The organism is Pandoraea commovens (genome assembly GCF_902459615.1).
Classification (GTDB): domain Bacteria; phylum Pseudomonadota; class Gammaproteobacteria; order Burkholderiales; family Burkholderiaceae; genus Pandoraea; species Pandoraea commovens.
This window is the reverse complement of sequence record NZ_CABPSA010000001.1, coordinates 395,381-416,632: the sequence shown is the minus strand read 5'-3', so window position 1 is coordinate 416,632 and position 21,252 is coordinate 395,381. Positions and strand designations below refer to the sequence as shown.

Here is a 21,252-nt window from a genome sequence, read left to right as displayed (position 1 = left end):
TAACCTACGCGTTCACTTCCTCGCACGCCTGTCCGGCGCACGTCATCCATGAGCCAGCAAAAACCTGTCGAATACGTTTGCGCGACGCCCGAAGTCAAAGCCGTCTTCGACGACATCAAAGCCACGCGGGGTGTCCCCGACGTCAACAACTTCTGGAAGTACATCGCACAGCATCCGCCGACTCTGGAGCGCACCTGGAGCAGTCTCAAGGGCATCATGGCGGACGGTGCGCTTGATCCGCTGGTCAAGGAGCTGATTTACGTCGCCGTCAGCGTCACGAACAACTGCGGATATTGCGTTGCGAGTCACACCGCAGGCGCGCGTCGTGCGGGGATGACCGACGAGATGTTCGGCGAGCTGCTGGCCGTCGTGGGCATGGCCAACGAAACCAACCGGCTCGCCGTCGGCTATCGGGTGCCGATCGATCCGGCCTTCGAGTAAGCGGCTCGGCTGCGACGTCGATATTCAGTCGACACTCAGCCGACAATCAGCGCGCCAAGTTACGTGTCGTGTCCCGCGCCATCCAACGGCGATATCGGCGCGTCTGACATGCCGCCCCAAGTTGCTGGGCAATCAGCGCTCGCATCGGTGAGACGGTCGGGTTCGTCGCCCGGCCGGTACTCAGGCGCATGAGCTGAAACTTGACGACGGCCATGTTCGCCATCGACCCCAGCATCTTGTTCTTCCAGCGAATCGGATTGAGTTGCGGCTCCGACGTCTGACCCAGACGCCAGCGATTCGGCAATTCGGGATCGATGGAGAGTGCCGTCGCCATGCCCACCATCGCGACACCGCTCGCGATCACCTGGTCTGCGACCGTCCGACGGCGAATGCCGCCCGTCACCATCAGCGGCATCGTCGCCACGCCAATCATTTCACGCGCGAACTCCAAAAAATAGGCCTCGCGTGCCAACGTCCGTCCGTCGCGCGACTCGCCCTGCATCGCCGGGGCTTCATAGCTGCCGCCGGAGAGCTCCACAAGGTCCACGCCAAGAGAGCCGAGCATCTGAATGACGCGACGCGCGTCGTCCGGACCGAACCCGCCACGTTGAAAATCGGCCGAATTCAGTTTGACGGCGACGGCGAAGTCGGTCGCGACAGCCGCACGTACGGACCGCACGATGTCGAGCAGCAAGCGTGCGCGATGCTCGAGACTCCCGCCCCAGCGATCCTGACGCTTGTTCGTCAGCGGTGAAAGGAACTGACTGAGCAGATACCCATGCGCCGCGTGAATCTCTACGCCGGTAAAACCGCTGCGCTCGGCGAGCATCGCGCTTTGGGTGAAACGTGCAATGACGTCCGCAATGTCCGTCTCCGTCAATTCTCTGGGCATCGCGAAGCGCTTCGAGAAACTGCCGAGTTCAAGGGCCACCGCAGACGGTGCGACAGTGGCCTGACCCAGCGCGGACTGCATTTGGCGACCCGGGTGATTGAGCTGCATCCAGATCTGCGCGCCATGCTGCCGCGCCGCCTGAGCCCATTGCTGGAAGCGTTCGAGGTGCGCGTCGTCCTCCAGCACCACGCCTCCCGGACCGGTCATCGCCCGCGCGTCGATCATGACGTTACCCGTGATGATCAGGCCAGCGCCCCCTCGACCCCATGCGTCGTACAGGCGCAGCAGTTCGTCCGACGGGGCGTGATCGGCATCCGCCATGTTTTCTTCCATCGCGGCCTTGGCGATGCGGTTGGGGATCGACGTGCCGTTCGGCAGGGCAAGGGGAGCAAAGAGAGACATGGTTGACATGGCCGTACCTCGAATCTTCAGTTGACGATGGCACGACCATAACCTTAAAGTTCACTTCAAGGTCAAGTGCTTAGAGCGCGAAAATGAAAATCGGAGAGTTGGCGCAGGTGAGTGGCGTGGCGGCGTCTCGAATCCGCTTTTACGAAGCGCAGGGCTTGCTGCCCAATGCGCTGCGACAGACCAATGGCTACCGCGAGTACGAGGAAGACGCGCTGACGCGTCTCGATTTGATTCGGCGCGCACAAAACGCAGGGTTTTCGTTGGACGAAATCCGCGCTATTTTGCCGCCGGATCTCAACGACTGGCCACACGACAAATTGCTCGAAGTGCTGCGCCGCAAGGTGGACGAGATTGAGGCGCTGGAGCGGAATCTGGCGCTATCGAAGCACAATCTGAAGGCGTTGATCGATGCCATCGAGCATCGCGAGGAAGGGGAAGACTGCCGGGCCGCGTCGCAACGTGTGCTGACGTCGGTGCGTCGTGCCGACGACAGCCCCGAGCCTGCGTCCCGGCGCGCCCCGATTAAAAAGCGCACCTGACGCGGGTGACATCGCGGCATAGTCAGCGACTGGCAAGAATCTCGTGTGCCTTCGCGATGACAGGCGCGTCGATCATCTTGCCATCCAGTGCGACGGCGGCCCCTGCGCTGGCATTGGCGGTGGCGACAACGCGTTCGGCCCACGCGATTTCATCGTCCCGCCACGCGAATGCGGCGTGAACCGCCGCCACCTGACGCGGGTGGATGCACAGCTTCCCCCGGAACCCGAGCGCACGGGCACGGCGGGCGGCGGCTTCGATCAGTGCCGGATCGTCGAGCACCGTAGTCACGCCATCGACCGGCGCAGCGATGCCCGCGATACGTGAGGCCAGCGTGAGCTGCGAGCGGAAGTACAGCAGTTCGTCGGCGTCGCCTTCGATGCCGATGTCCAACTGGAAGTCGATGGTGCCGAACATCAACCGGTCGACGCGTGGCGCAGTGGCGATCTCTCCCAGCACGGCAAATGCCTGCGCCGTCTCGATCAGCGGTACGAGTCGCAGCGATGGTGCTGCACCTTGCGCAACGCGGGCGAGGGTGATGGCATCTTCCGTCTTCGGTACGACGAGACCGCTCAGCTGCGACAGGCCAGCGAGTGCATCGACATCCTCGTCAAACCAGGGTGTCGATGCAGCATTGATGCGCACATAGACCGGGACCGACGTTGCGGGACTTTGCTCAGCTAGCCATTGCACAACCTGTTCCCGGGCAGTCAGTTTGTCGGCGGGCGGCACGGCGTCTTCCAGATCGAGAATGACGGCGTCAGCGCCCGAAGCACATGCCTTGTCAAAACGCTCCGGACGGTTGCCCGGCACGAAAAGCCAGCTACGAATGACGGGATGTTTTTGCATCGCTCACACCGCCTGCGCTGCGTGCAGCGCTTCGATCTGCGCCGACGTGCGGCCAAGCTCGGTGAGGATCGCGTCGGTGTGCTGCCCCAACGCGGGGATCGGATCCATGCGCGGCGTGAATGCTGCGCTGGCCGACGGCATGCCCGGCGGAATCGGTGCCTTGATCGTGCCGTTGGGCGTTGCGACGTCTGCCCAGCGCTCACGCGCGGCGAGCTGGGCGTGCTGCCACACGTCGTGCATCTCGTTGAGGTTGGCGTTGGCGATACCCACGGCATCGAGTCGGCTCACCAGTTGCGGTGCCGAGAGTCGCATGAAGACCTCGCGGATGATGGCACGCAGGGCATCGCGATTCTCAAGACGCTTAGGGTTGGAGGCAAAGCGTCCGTCTTCGGCGAGCGTCGGCTGTTCGAGCACCTTGTCGCAGAAAATCTTCCACTCGCGCTCGTTCTGCAAGCCCAGCATGACGGTCTTCCCGTCACCCGTTTCGAACGGGCCGTACGGGAAGATCGTTGCGTGCGCCGCACCCGCACGGGGCGGGGGCGTCTGATCGTCGACGGCGTAATACAGCGGAAAGCCCATCCATTCGACCATGCATTCGAGCATCGAGATGTCGATGCGCGAGCCTTTGCCGGTCTTGCCGCGCTGGATCAGCGCGGAGAGGATGTTCGTGTAGGCGTACATGCCTGCCGCAATGTCGGCAATCGAGCAGCCAGCCTTGGCTGAGGCGTCGGGCGAACCCGTCACCGACAGAAAGCCCGATTCGCTTTGGATGAGCAGGTCGTAAGCCTTCTTGTCGCGATAGGGGCCGTCCGGACCGTAACCCGAAATGCCGCAAACGATGATGCGCGGATAGCGCGCCGACAGCGCTTCGTAGCTCAGGCCAAGGCGGTCGGCCGCGCCGGGGGCGAGATTTTGCACGAGGACGTCGGCGTCGGCGAGCAGGTCGTGAAGGACCGACTGAGCAGCGTCCTGTTTCAGGTCGAGCGTCAGACTTTCCTTCGAGCGGTTCGTCCACACGAAGTGCGACGACATGCCGTTCACGCGCCCGTCGTAAGCGCGGGCGAAGTCGCCTGCGCCGGGACGCTCGATCTTGATGACGCGCGCGCCGAGATCGGCCAGTTGACGGGTGCAGAACGGTGCCGCAATGGCGTGTTCGAGCGCAATGACCTTGATGCCGTCCAAGGGCCTCATGACAGAAATCTCCGAGAAAACCAGTTGAGTTGAGCGAGGCGGTGGCCGGGTCAGACGATCTTCGCGAGCACGATAAGGCTCAGCGTGATCGTGATGGCACCGCCGATGCGTGTGGCGATTTGTGCAAAAGGCATGAGTCGCATGCGGTTCGCTGCGGTGAGGATGGCGACGTCACCCGTGCCGCCCATACCGCTGTGCGTGCCGACGACGATGGCCGCATCGATGGGATGCATGTTCATGCGACGCGCCACGACGAAGGCGGTGGCCATCAGCGTGAGGACCGTTGCGACGATGGTCACGAGCGTCGGCACGTTGAACGAGGCGACGACTTTCTGCCACGGCGTGATCACGACACCGATGGCGAACAGCAGCGGGTACGTGACCGCCGTCGCGAAGAATTTGTAGACGACGCCGGCACCGGCTTCGAGTTTCGGCGAGAAGATGAAACCGATCTTCGCGGCGACGGCCAGCACCAGCATCATCACCGGGCCGGGCAAGCCGAGCGTGTTTTGCGCGAGCATGCCGACGAAGTACAGGCACACGGCGATCATGCCAGCCGCAGCGATGTCCGTCGCATCGACCGCCTTCGCAGGCTCGGCGTGAACGTCGTGCGCGCCGATGTCGTCGCTTCCCGTTCGCATGAGCTGCCCGTTACCGGTCAACGAGGGGTAACGTTTGCCGAGCGCGTTGAGCACACCTGAGAACACGATGGCGCAAACGTTGCCGAGCATGACGGCGGGCAGTGCCTGCGCGAGGAGGTCGCCCGCGCCCTGATGCATGACTTCCGAGTAGCCGATGGTCAGTGGAATAACGCCTTCGCCCAGGCCACCGGACATGACCGGGATCACGACGAAGAACACGGTGTGGAACAAACCCATGCCGAGCATTGTGCCGACGGCTGTGCCGACAATGCCCGCGAGCACCGAGCCGATGGCGAGCGGGACGAAGATGCGCACAAAACCACCGATCAGCACCTTGCGGTCCATGCTCAGAATGCTGCCGACGATAATCCCGGGAATGAACAGGTACAGGAAGTTGCTTTGCTTCCAGAACGCCACGATGGGTGTGACGACAGACGGGGGCAGCACGTTCGCGAATACCAGCCACGAGGGCAGGAACGTCACGAGAATCACCGGGCCGCCGATGCTGCGAAAGATGGGGATTCGCTGACCGACTTCCATGCAGGTAAAGCTGCACACGGCCAGCAGCGCGATGATCGGCGAGAGTTCGGCGGAGAGCTTGCCGGTGGTGAGGACCGTCGTCGCGATAGCGGCGATGAGCACCAGATGGACGGGCAACGGGACGATGCCCACGCGCATGTCCATGATTCGCCACCACAAGTCGCGCAGTGGATGGTGCTGTGCTGCCTGAGAAGTTGCCTGACCGCTTTGATTGCTTTGGCCGCCCTGACCGCGTTGTGCGGCAGTGGCCGAGAGTCCGTCTCGCATCCTGCTGTCTCCGTCCATTTGGAATTGGTTTGTTGACCGGACTATAGGCGCGTAGCCAGCGTCGAAGGAAATACCGATTTTGGATGCGGGTATAGGGTGAGGCTATGGCTTGTGCTTCTCGTTGAGCGGGAATGACGTGGCGATGCCTTTCAATGTCACGAAAACCTGAGTTTCACGATGCGTTGTATAGCAGTACGCTATGGCTTTTCATTGCTTCCAACCGACCCGTCTCGGAGGCCGATGCCGTTATGGACGTGAGACAACTCAGGAATTTCGTGGCTATCGTCGATAGCGGCAGCTTGTCGAAGGCGGCGGAGCGGTTACATATCGCGCAGCCATCGCTGAGCGCGCAATTGCGTGGGCTGGAGGACGAATTGCAAACGCAACTGCTGGTACGCAGTGCGCAGGGCGTGACGCCGACCGAAGCGGGCAAGGCGTTGTATCGCCATGCACGCGTGGTGTTACGCCAAATGGAGCAGATACGTCAGGAAGTGAGAGAGGGCGGCGGCAGCGAGGCGGGGCCAGTGGCGGTGGGGTTTCCGACGACGATTGCATCGATTCTCGCCGTGCCGTTGTTTGCGCGCGTGAGGGAACAGTATCCGGGGATTCGATTGCAGATATTCGAGAGCATGAGCGGGTACATCGGCGAGTTGCTGGCCAACGGACGGCTCGACCTCGCGATGCTCTTTCGCGACTCCGAAACGCGGGGCATCTCGGTGATGCCGTTGTTCGACGAGGAGCTGTATGTGCTGGGCGGACACCGGGTGTGTCCATCGATCTATGAGGATGCCGAGGACAACGCGGACGGGACTTGCGCACTGGGGAAGCTGGACAACGTCCCGATTGTGGCACCGAGCGCGTCGAACGGCTTGCGGCTGCTGATCGAGCGGAGTTTTGCGCAGGCAAACGCGGAGTTGAACATCGTCGCGGATATTGACTCGCTGCCGACGCTCATCGACATTGCCCGCTCGGGCGACGCGTGCTCGATCCTGCCGGTGTCGGCATTGGCGTCGCGCGACCCGGCCTTGCGCCCGCCCTCGCGTCGCATCGTCGCACCGCACCTGCAACGCCCGGCCAGCGTGTGCTGGTCCAACTCACTCCCGGTCGGCTCGGCGACGGTCGCCGTGCGTCAGTGCATCGCAGACCTCATCCGCGAGTTGCAGGCGGATGGACATTGGACGGGGATTACGTTGCGTGCGGTTGACAAAGACGCCGTGATCGTGTGATGCGACGATCACGGCCTTCCGTCCGAGCGACTTACTGACGCATCCCGATCGCCAGACGGTTGAACGCGCTCATCAATGCGATGGCGAAGGTCAGGTCGGCGATTTCCGCGTCGGTGAAGTGTTCGCGCAGCGGGTTGAAGTCTTCGTCCGGGGCGTTGGTGCGATCGATGGCGCCGACAGAGTCGGCCCAGGCGAGGGCGGCACGCTCACGGTCGTTGAACTGCGAACTCACGCGCCAGCCGCCGACACTGTCGATCTTGGCGTCGGCCATGCCACCGGCGCGCAGCGCCTTGCTGTGCATCTCCAGACAAAAGGCGCATCCATTGATCTGCGACACGCGCAAATAAACCAGCTCGATCAGCGGTTTGCCGAGGCTGCTTTTCTCCAGCGCCTTTTTCGTCGCGACGAACCCTTGATAGGCGTCGTTCGACAGCGTGAAATAGGACAGGCGAAGCGTACTCATCGAAATTCTCCAGAAATGAACTGAGCAAGGGGCATTGGTTAAGCTTGATGCGAACTGCAGGCGGGGCTTGTCGCAACGTCACCAATTTACGAGAATCATGGCCTAGTGATCAGATGCAAGAATTGACGAAATCAATGGGACATCGCGAATGGATTTTCCGCTTTTAAGCCCGCACCTGAAACCCGGACCGGGTGACGACGCGCCGCTCTACCTCCAGCTCTATCGGCGCTTTCGCGACGCCATCGCCTCCGGAAAACTCCGGGCGGGAGACCGCGTGCCGTCCGTGCGTAGTCTTGCCAGCGAACTCAATCTCGCACGCGGCACCGTAGAGCTGGCCTATCAGATGCTCACCAGCGAAGGCTATTTCACGCCGCGCGGCGCAGCCGGAACGTTTGTGTCGCCACGTCTGGAGCATCTCAGCGAGACTGCCGCGCCGGTCACCGCCGCAGTGACGTCGATCCCCCCGCCACGGGATGCACTCGCGGCCGTCGGTGCGCCGCGTCCGTTTCAACTGGGCCTTCCTGCTCTGGATGCGTTCCCCCGCAAGACCTGGGTGCGTCTGGCCGGACGGAGTCTGCGCGTCATGGACCTTGCGTCGATGGCTTATCCGGACCCTGCCGGGTACGCGCCGCTGCGCCATGCCATTGCCACCTATCTCGGTATCTCTCGCGGCATCGTATGCTCCGCGCAGCAGGTCTTTGTGACGGCGGGCTATCGTGCTGCCCTCGATCTCGTGTGTCGGACATTGATCGAGCCCGGCGCGCAAGGATGGTTCGAAGATCCCGGATACCCCTACGCTCGACATTTCCTGACGAGCGTCGGCATGCGCCTTGCATCGATCCCGGTGGACGAGGAGGGGCTTAACGTCGACGAGGGCGTGCGCCTTGCACCGAAAGCCCGCTTCGCCGTCGTGACCCCGACGCATCAAAGTCCCACCGGGGCGACGATGTCCTTGCCCCGGCGGTTCGCACTGCTCGAATGGGCGAATCAACAGCAGTCGTGGATCGTGGAAGACGACTATGACAGCGAGTTTCGCTATCACGGACGTCCGTTACCCGCGCTCAAGAGTCTCGATCACGACGGGCGGGTACTGTACACGGGCACGTTCAGTAAAGTGCTGTTCCCCGGACTTCGTCTTGCGTACCTCGTGGTGCCCGACGCCCATATCGAGCGCTTTACGCAGGCCGCGAATCAACTGGGCGGACCGGGAGCGGTCCACGTGCAGACGACGGTGGCGGACTTCATGGAGCAGGGACATTTCGCACGGCACTTGCGCAAAATGCGTGCGTTGTACGCCGAACGGCGCGGCTATCTCGTCGATGCGCTGGCCGACGTGTTTGGTGAAGACCTGTACGTGCAACCACAGGCTGGCGGCATCCAAACGCTGGCGTATCTGCGTCATGCGTTCGCCGAACAGAATGACGAAACCATCGCACTTGCCGCCCACGCGCAAGGGCTGGCGGTGCATGGGCTGCGCCACTGGTACGGCAACGCGCCCTCGCGATCGGCCTTGCTCCTGGGCTTCACCAACATCCCGGATAGGGCGACGGCACAGGCGCTGAGCCTGCGTTTGCGCGCATCGATAGCGGGCTGAACGAGACCGGATCGCGCAGTTCGTCAGCGCCCATAGGGGTTTCGGTGCGCGGCGCCCGATAAGACCACGTCAGGACAGGTGCTTTCGAAACCCGCTATGCTTCGTTGACTGGCGCACGCGCGTCCCAAAAAAGACCATGTCGGTGGCGACTCAGGCTCGCCCCGCATCCCATGCTTCTCAGGAGTCCCCCTCGTGGCAGCGTTCGACATCGACGATATCGTTTCTTCATTGCATTCGGCCCGCCTGCGCTGGCGCGACGGGCAGCGACGCCTGCTCGAACCCGGTGGCCGCGATCTGCCTTCGCGCGAACGTCTCGCAGACATCGTCGTGCAACTCAAGGGTGCGCTGTTCCCCATGCGTCTCGGCCCGCTAGACTTGCACCAGCAAGGCGAGAACTATTACGTCGGTCATACGCTGACGAGCGCACTGAACGGTTTGGCCGAGCAAGCGCGCCTCGAATGGCGCTACAAGGCGCGTCACGACGCCGCCATCACGGCAACGCTCATCGAAGAGCGTGCGCATTCCGCCATTCAGCAATTCGCAGGCAAGCTGCCGGAGATTCGCGAATTGCTCGATCAGGATGTGCTCGCCGCCTATCAGGGCGATCCGGCGGCGGGTAGCGTCGACGAAGTGCTGATCTGCTATCCGGGCATCCACGCGATGATTCATCACCGCATTGCCCACGAGCTGTACCGGCTCGAACTGCCGCTGCTCGCCCGCATCATCGCCGAGCAGGCGCACTCTGAAACCGGGATCGATATCCACCCCGGCGCGCGTATCGGTGCAGGCTTCTTCATCGATCACGGGACCGGCGTCGTCATTGGCGAGACGGCCATTCTTGGCCAGCGTGTGCGCGTGTATCAGGCGGTCACGCTGGGAGCCAAACGTTTTCCGGCCGACGACGATGGCAACCCGCGTAAAGGCCTTGCGCGTCACCCGATCGTCGAGGACAACGTCGTCATCTATGCCGGTGCGACGATTCTGGGCCGCGTCACCATCGGCGAAGGCTCCGTCATTGGCGGCAATGTGTGGCTCACGCAAGACGTGCCGCCGTTCAGCAACATCACGCAGGCACGCTCCCGCACCGAAGCTGGCTCGCCGCCGGTCTCCGGCTGCGATAACGATCGTTCCTGATGTGAGCGACGCGCGTCGTCAGAGCCGTGTCGGCGGCGCAGCGATGCGCGCGCGTACCTCGGGCGACGCAAGGCACGTCGCCACCGCTTCGAAGCCCGGCGCGCCCGCATACGGCGCGACGCGCACCGGCGGGCTGTGATTCGCCGGACAAAGGACGATGGCTTCGTCGCTGCCGACAGCGCTCAGGTCGAGAATCGACGACGAGCGCGTCATCATGAAGAGCGGATGTGCACGTGTTCGCGCCCGCAAGCGAAGATAGCGAATCAGCGCCTCCTGCGTCGGCTGCGCCAGATCCTGTTCGATCATGTCGACAACAAGCGCACCTGCATGATCAGCTTCCAACGCCGTCAGCAAAGTCGTCAGGGCAGCGGAGGCTTCGGCCCCGTCATCCTTTAGCCAGATGAGCGCCCGATCGACACGTTGTTGCAGCGCATCGTCGTTCGAAGCCGATGGACAAGCTGCCGTGCGCGGCGCGTCCAATCGGTCCAGTCCAAGAAACGCTCCGTTCGGCAAGGCTTGCGCCAGACGCATCGCCAGTCGTGTCTTCCCGCTACCCAGCGAGCCGATGATGTAGTTCAACGGACGAATGTCGCGCATTTCGAACCACTCGCCGCCCCAAGGCCAGGGGAGTTCGAAGGCGACACTCGGTGCCGCTTGTTCGACAAGACTTGGTAGTTCGCCGTGAGCGGGCATTCTGCCGCTGGCGAGCCCGGCGCGAAGGCTTCGCACCGTCTCCAGTCGACCCAGTCGCTCCCGGATCTCGACATCGAGCGCGTGTTCGTGCACTTCAAGCGCTGTCGACAACGTTTGCACATTGCCCTTCAAGACACCCGCGACCTGCGCGAGGCTCAAGCCCAGTGCCCGCAGTGCGACAACTTCGGACGCGCGCGCCATCTCTGCACTGCCATAAGTGCGATAACCGGCCGAGGATCGTTTCGGCGACAGCAGACCGTGCTGCTCGTACAGTCGAAGCGCCTTGTTCGAGACGCCAAGCCGCCGCGCTGCCTCGGAGGCATTCAGGCGCATCACAGAATCCTTCATCGTTCACCTCTTGGTGTTTGTCGGGGTGACGCCATCGTCAAGCCGTCCCCAAGGGGCAGGTCAAGTCTTTGCGATCTGTCGGGACGATTCACGACCGCTCCATACGCTACGCAAGCCACAGATAACTGTCGAGTTATCTTGGGAATAATTAACCGACCGGTCGGTTTTTGTCATGTTAGGCTTCAATGCGCTTTCTCAAAAAAACTACGGAGACATTGATGACTTTGATTTTCCGCTCGCCTGTTTCAGTGAATGCAACATCCACTGGCATTCGACGTCAAGCTGCGCGTCCCGGCCGTAGTCGGGTTTCGCTGGTGTCTGCAAGCGTCTCGGCGGCGCTGCTGAGTCTGGCGCTGGTCGCGCCGAGCGTTGTGACTGCCGCGCCGGGCGCACCGACGGCCACCGCCGTCGACAAAGTGCCGGGACGTACCGACGTCACCATCAAGCGCGACGAATTCGGTGTGCCGCACATCTACGCGTCGACGACATACGCGCTGTTCTACGGCTACGGCTATGCCATTGCGCAGGACCGTCTGTTCCAGATGGAGATGGCGCGACGCAGCACGCAGGGCACGGTGGCGGAAGTGCTGGGCGAGAAGTTCGTGGACTTCGACAAGTCGATTCGCGGCAATTACTGGCCCGCGTCGATCCGTCGCCAACTGGCCGATCTGCCGCAACGCGAGCGGGATATTCTCGACGGCTATGCGGCTGGCATGAACGCGTGGATCGCGCAGATCCGCGCGCAGCCAGGCCAGCGCATGCCCAAGCAATTCAACGACTTCGGTTTCCAGCCGACGAACTGGGACGCGTTCGACGTCGCAATGGTCTTCGTCGGCACGATGGCGAATCGCTTCTCAGATGCGACGAGCGAGATCGACAACCTGGCGCTGCTCACCGCACTCAAGGACAAGTACGGCGCGCAGAAGGGCATGGCGCTGTTCAACGAGCTGAAGTGGATCGTCAATCCGGATGCGCCGTCGACGGTCCCCGCGTCGGAAGGCACCTATCCGGTGAAGGTCGGCCCGGCTACCGGAGCGCCCATGCAACCGCTCGCACGCTACGACGGGCCGGCACCGATGTTCGCGCGACTGGCACGTGGTAACGACGGCGCGCTCCTGCATCAGGACACCGAGACCAATGCCGCGACGATGCTCGCGCAATTTGCCGAGTCGGGGCAGCCGGGTCTCGCCGGTTTCCCCACGACGAGCAATATGTGGATCGTCGGCAAGGGCAAAGCCCGCGACGCCCGCGCAATCATGCTCAACGGCCCGCAGTTCGGCTGGTTTGCACCGGCCTACACCTACGGCATCGGTCTGCATGGCGCGGGCTTCGACCTCGTCGGCAATACGCCGTTTGGCTACCCCTGCATTCTGTTCGGTCATAACGGCAAGGTGTCCTGGGGCTCGACGGCTGGCTTCGGCGACGACATCGATATCTATGCCGAGAAGCTCGACCCGGCCAATCCGAACCGCTACTTCCACAACGGTCAGTGGCACGACATGGAAAAGCGCGTCGAGATCATCAAGGTGAAGGGCGGAGAGCCGGTCGTGCAGGAGGTGTACCGCACCGTGCACGGCATCGTCATGCAACGCGACGCAAAGCAGCCGATCGCCTACGCCAAGGCGCGTGCGTGGGATGGCCTCGAAGTGCAGTCGCTGCTTGCATGGACGCATCAGGCGCAGGCGCAGGACTGGAAGTCGTGGACGGCGCAGGCCGCACGTCACGCGCTGACCATCAACTGGTACTACGCCGACGTGTCCGGCAATATCGGCTACGTCCACACGGGGGCATATCCGGCACGTCAACCCGGCCACGATCCGCGTTTGCCGGTGCCCGGCACGGGCGAGTGGGACTGGAAGGGACTGCTGCCGTTTTCCACCAATCCGAAGGTCTACAACCCGAAGCAGGGGTGGATCGCCAATTGGAACAATTCGCCACAGAAGGGTTACCCGGCGAGCGATCTGTTCGCGTTCCTGTGGGGCGGCGCTGACCGCGTGGTCGAGATCGACAAACGCATCGAAGCGCACGACAAACTCGGTGTCGACGAGATGTGGCAGATCCTCAAGGATACGAGCGCGGTGGATGTCAATCGTCGTCACTTCCTGCCGTTCATCGAACGCGCGACGGCGAACCTCCCGGCCAGCGACGCACGCCGTCAACTCGCTATCCAACTGACCGCATGGAATGGGCTGAGTCGCGATGAGAAGCACACGGGCCATTACGACACGGCAGGTCCGGCTGTCATGGACGCCTGGCTGAGCGCCATGCTCAAGCGTACGCTGGGTCAGGTCGTGCCCGCACCGTACGACAAATGGTTCCTCGCGAGCGGTTACGCCGCCCCGCAGGACGGCCCGACGGGTTCGCTCAATATCGGCAACGGCAGTAAGGTGCTGTACGAGGCGTTGCGCGGTGACAAGGCTGGCGTGCCGCAGACGTTCGACATCTTCGACGGCAAGCGTCAGGACGACGTCATTCTGGCGGCGCTGGACGACACCATCGCGTCCCTCAAGACGAAACTTGGCCCCGACATGGCGGCATGGCGTGCGCCCACGGTGCCGCTGACGTTCCGAGCGAACAACTTCTTCGGCGTGCCGCAGGCCAATGCGGCGGAAGCGGTGCGTACGCCCGTCTACATGAACCGGGGCACGGAGAACGACCTGATCGTGTTCGGGCCGAAGGGTAGCGCTGCAAAGGTCGAGGCGTTCGACATCGTCGCGCCGGGGCAGAGCGGTTTCATCGCGCCGGACGGCACCCGCTCGCCGCACTACGCGGATCAGGTAGAGATGTACACGTCGTTCGGCCGTAAGCCGCTGTGGCACGACACGGCGGACGTGAACCGGGCAGCGAAGTCGGTGGAGCGACTGCGTATCGAGCGCACGTCGGACGGTCAGTAAGTCGCACCAAGGCGTCAGACAAGCCCCGTCGCACCGGCGATCACGCACAACGCGACGACCGCCAGCGGCGGGGTTTTCCATCGGATCAGCAGCACGCAGGCAACGACGGCGAGCACGACGTCGGCAGCGCTGTGAACGGCGCTGGTCCACACCGGCGAATACAACGCCGATGCCAGAATCCCCACGACCGCAGCATTAACCCCCGCGAGCATGGCCGCTGTCGACGGCCGTGTCCGAAGCGTCTGCCAATGCGGGAGCGCCGCGATCACCAGCAGAAGTCCCGGCAAGAAGATGCCGAGCGTGGCGAGTGTCGCGCCCAGCCATGCGTGAGACGGTGCGCCCGACATCCACCCGAGATAAGACGCGAACGTGAACAGCGGGCCGGGCACGGCCTGCGCCGCGCCGTAGCCTGCAAGAAAGTCGTTCGCGGACACCCATCCTGTCGTGACTGTCTGCGCCTGAAGCAGCGGTAACACGACATGGCCGCCACCGAAGACCAGCGCGCCCGAGCGGTAGAAGCCATCGAAGATGGCGATGGCGCGTCCGCTCGTCCACTGATGCAAGAGGGGCAGGCCAGCCAGCAATGCGACAAAGAGCGCGAGAGACAACACACTCGCCGTGTGCGAAATGTGGAATCGCAGTGTCGGTATGGCCGGAGACGCCGGGGTGGCGTTCGATGTGCGGAGCAGCAAATAGCCGAGCGCTGCGCCGAAAGCGATCACGATGAGCTGCGCAAAGACCGTCGTCGTCAAGGCAAGGATGGCAATCGCCGCCAGCGCAATACCCGCCCGCCGTACGTCGGCGCATAGCCGACGCGCCATGTCCCAGACGGCTTGCGCTACGACGGCGACTGCCACCAGCTTCAGCCCGTGCACGACGCCATCGCCGACCGTGCCGCCGAGATGTGGCGCGAGTATGGCGAACAAGAGCAGCACGCACACCGACGGCAACGTGAAACCGCACCACGCAGCAAGACCGCCCAGCCATCCTGCGCGCAGCAGCCCGATGGAAAAGCCGACCTGACTGCTCGCCGGGCCGGGCAGGAACTGACACAGGCCGACCAGATCGACAAAGCTTGCGTCGTCAAGCCACTGGCGTCGCGTGACGAATTCGCGGCGAAAGTAGCCGATGTGCGCGATGGGACCGCCGAAGCTGGTCAGCCCCAGCACGAGGAACGCGCGTAGCACGTCGAGTGCGGCGCGCGGACCCGCAGCGGTGGCGGAGGACGGTGTGAGGTTGGACGAAGACCGGTCGGGCACGGCGCGTTCAAGAGAGGGTGTCGATGTCATGACGGTAGCACGTCCGGATGTCACGCCGTTGCGCGGCGATGCGTCCCGCCACGCGCTGCGCGTCGTCATGAGTTTCCCAATCTCGCGACGAGATTGGGGCAATCGGCTATTCCGGCACAGTTGCCGGTTCGTTTCAGCAATCGTGTGGCGTGTCGGCGCGATAGCGTTGGCTCCCGTGCCGCCTGCGGCGATCTGCCATGCCTTCGCATGGCGGCCGCTGGCGGCCCGACACTCAGGAGAGACGCTTCATGACTCGTATGCATCCATCGATGCCACACCATGCCCATCGTCCAACCGCTCACGTGCGCGATGCGCCACCGCGCAGGCGCTGCCATGCCCTTGCGGACGACTGGCGCGCGGGGTGCGCATTGCCCCGCAGACAGGTGCGCAACAGCGCACGGGTACAACGCGGCAACGTCGAGTCGTCGCGTGCGACGCGTGCTGACGCGTGCAATCAGGCGGCCGCTGCCGCGTTCGCTGTGACGCTGCTGGCGGTCGCGAGTGTCGCAAGCGTCGCCAATCTGGCTGCGGCGGGCGTGCCGAGAGGGCCTTTCACCGGTTTGCGGGCGATGGGGAGGAGCCGGGCGGCGTCGCCCGTCGTCAGCACCGAACCCCCAGCGACGTTGGCGCACTCTCAGGCCATCAGCGGCATTCGCACGCTGCTCAAGTTGCGTCCGGCTCGTGAGGATAACGGCGGTGTCACACCTCAATGCCTGCCGTCGCGGAGCGCATTGGCGATTGGCATGTCGCCGCCCGCAGCCGACAGCGACGCGGCGCTTCGCATGGGGCTGTCCGCCTATCGGGAGGACTTGCAGCGGGTGGTCGTCGCCATGATCCGCGACGCCGTGGCCAACGCCGATCACGACACGCGCGAAGCGTTCGCGAACGCCGAGGTGCTGCGTCCCCGGTACATGACGCTACGTGTAAGCCACAAGGGAACGAAGGGCTGGCCACCGCCCAGCATTTACTTCGCATCGTCCGGCATCACGCTCAATTTGCGCGACGAACAGGGCCGCTGGCGACCGTTCGCGCTCACGCTCGCCGAGCAGGCGTCTGCACTCGTCGTGCCGCTCTCGGCTTGTCGGGTGCGGAGCCCGTCCGACGTGGACTGTATCAAGCGGACACTGGGTCCGTTGTTCTGGGGGGACCGATGGGCCTCGATTGCCGAGAAGATCGATGACACCGACACGATACGGTTCGTATCGATGCGTGCCGGTGCAACGGTGTCGCCGGGATGGCCGTCGCCCGACACCCCGGTGCTTGAATCGCCCGACATGGAGGAGGTCGCCGAAATCCTGCTGGAGACGGTGATTCGCGGTGAACCGTCGAATGAAAGGCTCGGGTCACGTTCCCGGCGAAGTGCGATGGACGACGCTGGCGGCGCACGGGCGTTGGCAACACGTTTGAGTGCGTCCGGGCTCGAGTGCCTCGCCGCCGTAGTCGGAACCGGCGGGTTCCACGACGATGCCATCACATTGCTGCGGCACCTCTGGCCTGCAAGTCCCGTCAAGGTTGCCGATGTCGTCGCTTCGCCGCCGCTCCCCGCGCTGGCGACGTTCCCGCACGAGTCGTTCAGCGGCCCGCTCGGACGCGGCGTGCAGTGGGTCTTGCCCGCAAACGTCTATGTCGAGTATCGGCCTGACCTCACGCAGAACGGCGTGAAGGTCTTCGATGTCGACGGGACGCTATATGGCACAACCGTCGCCCGCACGCGCAAGCACGCTTCCGACCTGCGTCCGTTAGACCAAATGCGCAACGAACTCGGACCGCTCGCGTTATGCCGCATTTCGCGCGGCGTCGGTATCGATGTCGATGGCATGTGTCTGGAGTGCCATACCGAACGGGACGGTGAGGTATCTGTCACCGAGCAGGGCGCAACAGTCACGCAGCATCAGGTGCTTGAGGCATCGCCGCTGGCGCGTCTGCGGGTCGCGGTGTATTCGCAGCCGTTCGAAGCCGGGGACGGACGACGGCAGTTCTTCGCTTTTGGACGTCTGGGCGAATTCGACGCGCAGGGCGTCCCACAGGTGACGTCGAATTCCCCACTGGTGGCGGGTGACGTCTACGCAAGAGCGCTGGAGGGCGAACTCGGCTACTTCGAGCAGGCGACGACTGCCGGACCGGTGGGCGGACGCCGCGTTCGTCTCACGCTCGGGAACATGCATGTCGCGGCGCCCTTCGGCACGTATCGCGACCGTCACGAGGTATTGCACGGCGTGGTGCAGTTGTCCCGTGAGGTCTATTACCGCTTCACGTTGCCCGGCGCGAATGTGGGAGAGGCGGGCGGTGCGCCGGGGCGAGTGCGTTTGCAGTATCGCCACGTCGGGCATCGAGATATCCGCGAATACTGGATCGCACAGCATCACCGTGCGGCGGCTGAGAGCGCGAGCGTTCTGCCAACGATCTCGTACGGTGAGACGCGCACGCTGTTGCAACTGTATCTGCGCATGTGGGAGCAGGCGCCTTCACCGTCCGACGTGTGGCAGGGGCTGGAGGATGTTCCGCTGTCGGTCGCCGAAGCCCGCGAAGCTGTGGGGCAGCTCACGCATGCCATCGAGTGGCATGTAGCTTCAGCGCGAGGCGCTGATAGCGGGGAGGGCGCGGGCGGCGATGAACTCGATGGTTCCCGCGCGCGCTCATCTCCCGATGTCGATCCGGCATTGCTTCCGATGTTCAACCGTCTCTGGTCGCATTGGCAGCGCTATCCCGGTCAGGCGGACGCGTTCATCGGAGCCATGGCACGCAACTTCATATCGCGTCCGTCGCCACTGGCCGTATGGTCGCAACTGCCCTTCACCGGCGACGTGCAAACGACCCGTGATGTGCTCGCGCTGTTCGAGGAGGTCTTTCCCGGCATGCCGGACCTTCAATCGTTGGTGTCAGGCGAGGCCCGAGCCGCGCGCGACGTCGACGATGATATGCGCCTCGTGTCGCTGAACGCCAACATCGCACTTGCGGAAGTCACGCTCGCGGACGGCACACGGACGATCTACTACTGCCTCTCGGGGCTCCAGCGGCGTGTACTACCGACGAACTCCCCCACGGTGAGATTCGTCGACGCCGGGCGCGCCTATCTCGAACGGGAGAACAATGTCATCACGCAGCAAGGCGAGGGTCCACGCGCTCGCGCGCAGGCGTATCCCACTGAGCCACCCGAATTGCGCTATGTCGTCGCCGACGCCAATCTGCCGACATACCACGCCGCGTCCGGCACTGCGAAGTCCCGTACGCTCGATACCGAGCGCCTGATTCTGGCGCAGATCTACGCGGATCATCCGGCTGGCGAAAACGTCGTTCGCTCGATCGTGCTGTGCTCGCGTCTGCCGTTCTGCGACTCCTGCGCGGTCAATCTGGCGATGGTGCCGTATCACTATCCGGATGCGGCATTGCGCTTCTACTACGTCGCAGGGTCTTCCGCCCGCACGCCGCCCGAGGCCGTGCCAGTGCCCATCGCCGTTACGGCGCCGGCGATGCCACCGGACGCTGTGGGCAGCGCAGGTGCTCACGCGCCCGACAGTCACGTGCATTCGACCCTGTAAGCGGGACTTCCGCAGATTTTTCCCCTATATTGACCGGTCGCGCCTGCATCGCACGGCGATATCTCAGCCATTTCCACATTTAGGAGCGAAGAACGCATGACGGCGCCAGAGGCTTCCCCGCGCAAACCTGCCATCGGACTCGGCAGTGCCGCTCGTGACCTGTATCGCGCGCTGTGGCGACATGCGCAGGGCGTACGCATGCATCTGCTGGGCGCAGCGGGGTTGCTCTCAGTGGCACAGTTGCTCCGGCTGACCATGCCGTGGCTCGCCGCGCAGGCCATCAATGCGCTTCAACAGGGCGATATGACGGTCGCGGGACGCTGGATCGTCTACCTCGTCGGCATTTATCTCCTGTCATGGTTACTGCACGGACCGGGGCGAATTCTTGAGCGTAACGTCGGCGTTCGGGTGCGCTTGCGTCTGGCCGATCAGTTGTATGCACGCATTGCGGCCGCGCCGCTGGCATGGCGAGACGGTCGACATTCGGGCGAGTTGCAGCATCGCGTCGTGCAGTCCAGCCGCGCACTGTCGGACTTCGCGCAGAACCAGTTCGGTTATCTGCAAAGCGTATTCAACTTCGTCGGCCCGCTGGTCGCACTGGCGCTGTTGTCGCGCACCAGCGGTGCGATTGCCGTGACCGGGTATGTCGTCATCGCCATCATCATCCTTCGATTCGACCGCGTACTGATGCAGCTCGCGCGTGCGGAGAACGATGCCGAGCGGCGCTATGCAGCGGCACTGCTCGATTTCGTCGGTAACGCGGGCACGGTGATCGGTCTGCGCTTGCAGGCGGCATCGCGCAAGCTGCTCGGACACCGGATGGACGCTGTGATGGTGCCGCTACGCCGCACGGTGACGGTCAACGAAGGCAAGTGGTTTGCCGTCGACATTCTGGGCATGGGGCTGACCTGGATTCTCGTCGTGGTCTACGTGTTGCAGTCGCGCGAACCGGGACAGGCCGTGATGCTCGGCACGGTATTCATGATCTACCAGTACGCGCAACAGGCGGCGACGGTGGTCGGTGCGATGGCGTCTAACTTTCAGAGCTTCGCGCGGATGCACACGGACTACGGCAGCGCCGAGCCGATATGGGACGCCCCGAGCGATCCGGATGCCGTCGTCCCGGCGGTCATCGCGGACGCGCCGTGGCAAACGCTGACGCTACGCAACGTCTCGTGGAACTATTCCGACGATGCGCGCGGCGGGTTGCGTGGCGTCGATCTCACGCTTCGACGCGGATCGCGCGTAGCGCTCATCGGCCCGAGTGGCGGTGGAAAAAGCACCTTGCTGCGAACGCTTGCCGGTCTTTACCTTCCCCAACATGGCGAACTGCTACGCGATGGCGACGTCGCCGATTGGTCGGACCTGCGCACATTGGCGACGCTGATTCCCCAGGAAGCCGAAGTGTTCGAGGCGAGCGTCGAAGAGAACCTGACGTTCGGTGAACCCGCCGATGCACAGGCGCTCCACACTGCCGTGCATGCAGGCGTGTTCGACGACGTGCTGCAACATCTCCCGGACGGCCTGTCGAGTACGCTCAACGAGCGCGGTAGCAATCTCTCCGGTGGGCAGCGCCAACGGCTTGCGCTGTCGCGCGGTGCGTTGGCGGCGCGGGGGAGCTCGCTGTTGCTGCTGGACGAGCCGACGAGCGCACTCGACCCATTGGCCGAAGGGCGCGTGTTCGACCGCATGTACGACGCGTTTCCGACGGCGTGCATTGTGGCGTCCGTGCACCGGCCGAGTTTGCTTAGCCGTTTCGACACCGTCGTGGTCATGGAAAGCGGTCGTGTCGTAGACGCGGGACCGAGAGACGAAGTGCTCGCCCGGCGCACGTGATCGTTTCGTTGTGCAATGCGACTGTCAGACCCTGATGGTGCCTCGGGCGCGGCTGCGACGCGGGTGGAAATTCAACGCGACGATCATCGCTTTTCATGGTTCCAGAGATTCGCTGTGTCGCCGAACGGTATGACCTGCTAGATATAGCGGCCTGCGTTAAAAGCTGTAGAGCGTGGACAAGGTAACAATTCGATCCATCTTCGATCACCACTAAACGGCTGGCGCAAACCTACCGGAAATCCGGCTTCGCCGTTGCTGCATGGCGAAAAAAATCGCGTCCCGTTGAGCCAGCGCAAGACTTCAGTTCGACGTGCTTTACATGACGTCCGCAACGAGGCAATAATCGCCCCGTAACTGAAGACCCGACTGCGCAGTCGTTACCATAATGCCGGCGGGACCGCCCCCCAGAACACTCGGAATCGCGTGGCGTTCCTGCTTTCGCTCGCCTGTCGGTGCAGGTCTCTGCA

General features: G+C 63.5%; 15 protein-coding genes. 8 read left to right on the top strand and 7 right to left on the bottom strand.

Annotated elements, in window-relative coordinates; all coding sequences use genetic code 11:
* Positions 1–48: 48 nt before the first annotated feature.
* Entirely contained in the window at positions 49–441 is a 393-nt protein-coding gene (locus tag PCO31010_RS01720; protein WP_150662714.1) for a carboxymuconolactone decarboxylase family protein, read from the top strand.
* A gap of 46 nt (positions 442–487) precedes the next feature.
* Here the strand turns inward: PCO31010_RS01720 and PCO31010_RS01715 are convergent, their stop codons facing one another.
* On the bottom strand, positions 488–1,735 hold the full coding sequence (locus PCO31010_RS01715; RefSeq protein WP_150663449.1) for an NADH:flavin oxidoreductase/NADH oxidase family protein: 1,248 nt from the start codon (positions 1,733–1,735) through the stop codon (positions 488–490).
* 92 nt (positions 1,736–1,827) lie between these two features.
* Here PCO31010_RS01715 and PCO31010_RS01710 point away from each other — a divergent pair, with 92 nt between their 5' ends.
* Positions 1,828–2,283, top strand: a complete 456-nt coding sequence (locus PCO31010_RS01710; RefSeq protein WP_150662713.1) for a MerR family transcriptional regulator — start codon at positions 1,828–1,830, stop codon at positions 2,281–2,283.
* 22 nt (positions 2,284–2,305) lie between these two features.
* On the opposite strand, the gene PCO31010_RS01705 is transcribed toward PCO31010_RS01710, so the two are convergent.
* Genes PCO31010_RS01705 through PCO31010_RS01695 form a run of 3 tightly spaced genes read right to left on the bottom strand, consistent with a single transcriptional unit; the run spans position 2,306 to position 5,769 of the window.
* Positions 2,306–3,130, bottom strand: coding sequence for an HpcH/HpaI aldolase/citrate lyase family protein (locus tag PCO31010_RS01705; RefSeq protein ID WP_150662712.1), 825 nt, complete (start codon positions 3,128–3,130; stop codon positions 2,306–2,308).
* Positions 3,131–3,133: 3 nt separating this feature from the next.
* Entirely contained in the window at positions 3,134–4,321 is a 1,188-nt protein-coding gene (locus PCO31010_RS01700) for a CaiB/BaiF CoA transferase family protein (protein ID WP_150662711.1), read from the bottom strand.
* Positions 4,322–4,371: 50 nt separating this feature from the next.
* Positions 4,372–5,769: a 2-hydroxycarboxylate transporter family protein gene (locus tag PCO31010_RS01695; RefSeq protein WP_246184389.1), complete on the bottom strand. Its 1,398-nt coding sequence runs from the start codon at positions 5,767–5,769 to the stop codon at positions 4,372–4,374.
* 248 nt (positions 5,770–6,017) lie between these two features.
* Between PCO31010_RS01695 and PCO31010_RS01690 the strand changes: the two genes are divergently transcribed.
* Complete coding sequence (locus PCO31010_RS01690; RefSeq protein ID WP_150662710.1) at positions 6,018–6,995, top strand: LysR substrate-binding domain-containing protein; 978 nt, start codon at positions 6,018–6,020, stop codon at positions 6,993–6,995.
* A gap of 31 nt (positions 6,996–7,026) precedes the next feature.
* Here PCO31010_RS01690 and PCO31010_RS01685 read toward each other — a convergent pair whose 3' ends face one another.
* Positions 7,027–7,458 carry a carboxymuconolactone decarboxylase family protein gene (locus PCO31010_RS01685; RefSeq protein WP_150662709.1) on the bottom strand — a complete coding sequence of 144 codons (432 nt, stop codon included), beginning with the start codon at positions 7,456–7,458 and terminating at the stop codon, positions 7,027–7,029.
* 148 nt (positions 7,459–7,606) lie between these two features.
* Here PCO31010_RS01685 and pdxR point away from each other — a divergent pair, with 148 nt between their 5' ends.
* Both pdxR and epsC read left to right on the top strand, forming a co-directional pair.
* On the top strand, positions 7,607–9,052 hold the full coding sequence (gene pdxR, locus PCO31010_RS01680) for a MocR-like pyridoxine biosynthesis transcription factor PdxR (RefSeq protein WP_150662708.1): 1,446 nt from the start codon (positions 7,607–7,609) through the stop codon (positions 9,050–9,052).
* A 192-nt stretch (positions 9,053–9,244) separates the two neighbouring features.
* A complete protein-coding gene (gene epsC / locus PCO31010_RS01675) occupies positions 9,245–10,186 on the top strand; it encodes a serine O-acetyltransferase EpsC (RefSeq protein ID WP_150662707.1) in 942 nt (313 codons plus the stop codon).
* Positions 10,187–10,204: 18 nt separating this feature from the next.
* On the opposite strand, the gene PCO31010_RS01670 is transcribed toward epsC, so the two are convergent.
* Positions 10,205–11,227 (bottom strand): MerR family transcriptional regulator, encoded by a 1,023-nt coding sequence (locus tag PCO31010_RS01670; RefSeq protein ID WP_150662706.1) that lies wholly within the window; start codon positions 11,225–11,227, stop codon positions 10,205–10,207.
* Between the two features lie 218 nt (positions 11,228–11,445).
* Here PCO31010_RS01670 and PCO31010_RS01665 point away from each other — a divergent pair, with 218 nt between their 5' ends.
* A complete protein-coding gene (locus PCO31010_RS01665; RefSeq protein ID WP_150662705.1) occupies positions 11,446–14,121 on the top strand; it encodes a penicillin acylase family protein in 2,676 nt (891 codons plus the stop codon).
* A gap of 14 nt (positions 14,122–14,135) precedes the next feature.
* Here the strand turns inward: PCO31010_RS01665 and chrA are convergent, their stop codons facing one another.
* On the bottom strand, positions 14,136–15,410 hold the full coding sequence (chrA, locus tag PCO31010_RS01660) for a chromate efflux transporter (protein WP_150663448.1): 1,275 nt from the start codon (positions 15,408–15,410) through the stop codon (positions 14,136–14,138).
* Positions 15,411–15,778: 368 nt separating this feature from the next.
* Between chrA and PCO31010_RS01655 the strand changes: the two genes are divergently transcribed.
* Positions 15,779–18,949, top strand: coding sequence for a deaminase domain-containing protein (locus tag PCO31010_RS01655; protein ID WP_174984210.1), 3,171 nt, complete (start codon positions 15,779–15,781; stop codon positions 18,947–18,949).
* Positions 18,950–19,045: 96 nt separating this feature from the next.
* Positions 19,046–20,785 carry an ABC transporter ATP-binding protein gene (locus PCO31010_RS01650; RefSeq protein WP_150662703.1) on the top strand — a complete coding sequence of 580 codons (1,740 nt, stop codon included), beginning with the start codon at positions 19,046–19,048 and terminating at the stop codon, positions 20,783–20,785.
* Positions 20,786–21,252: the final 467 nt, after the last annotated feature.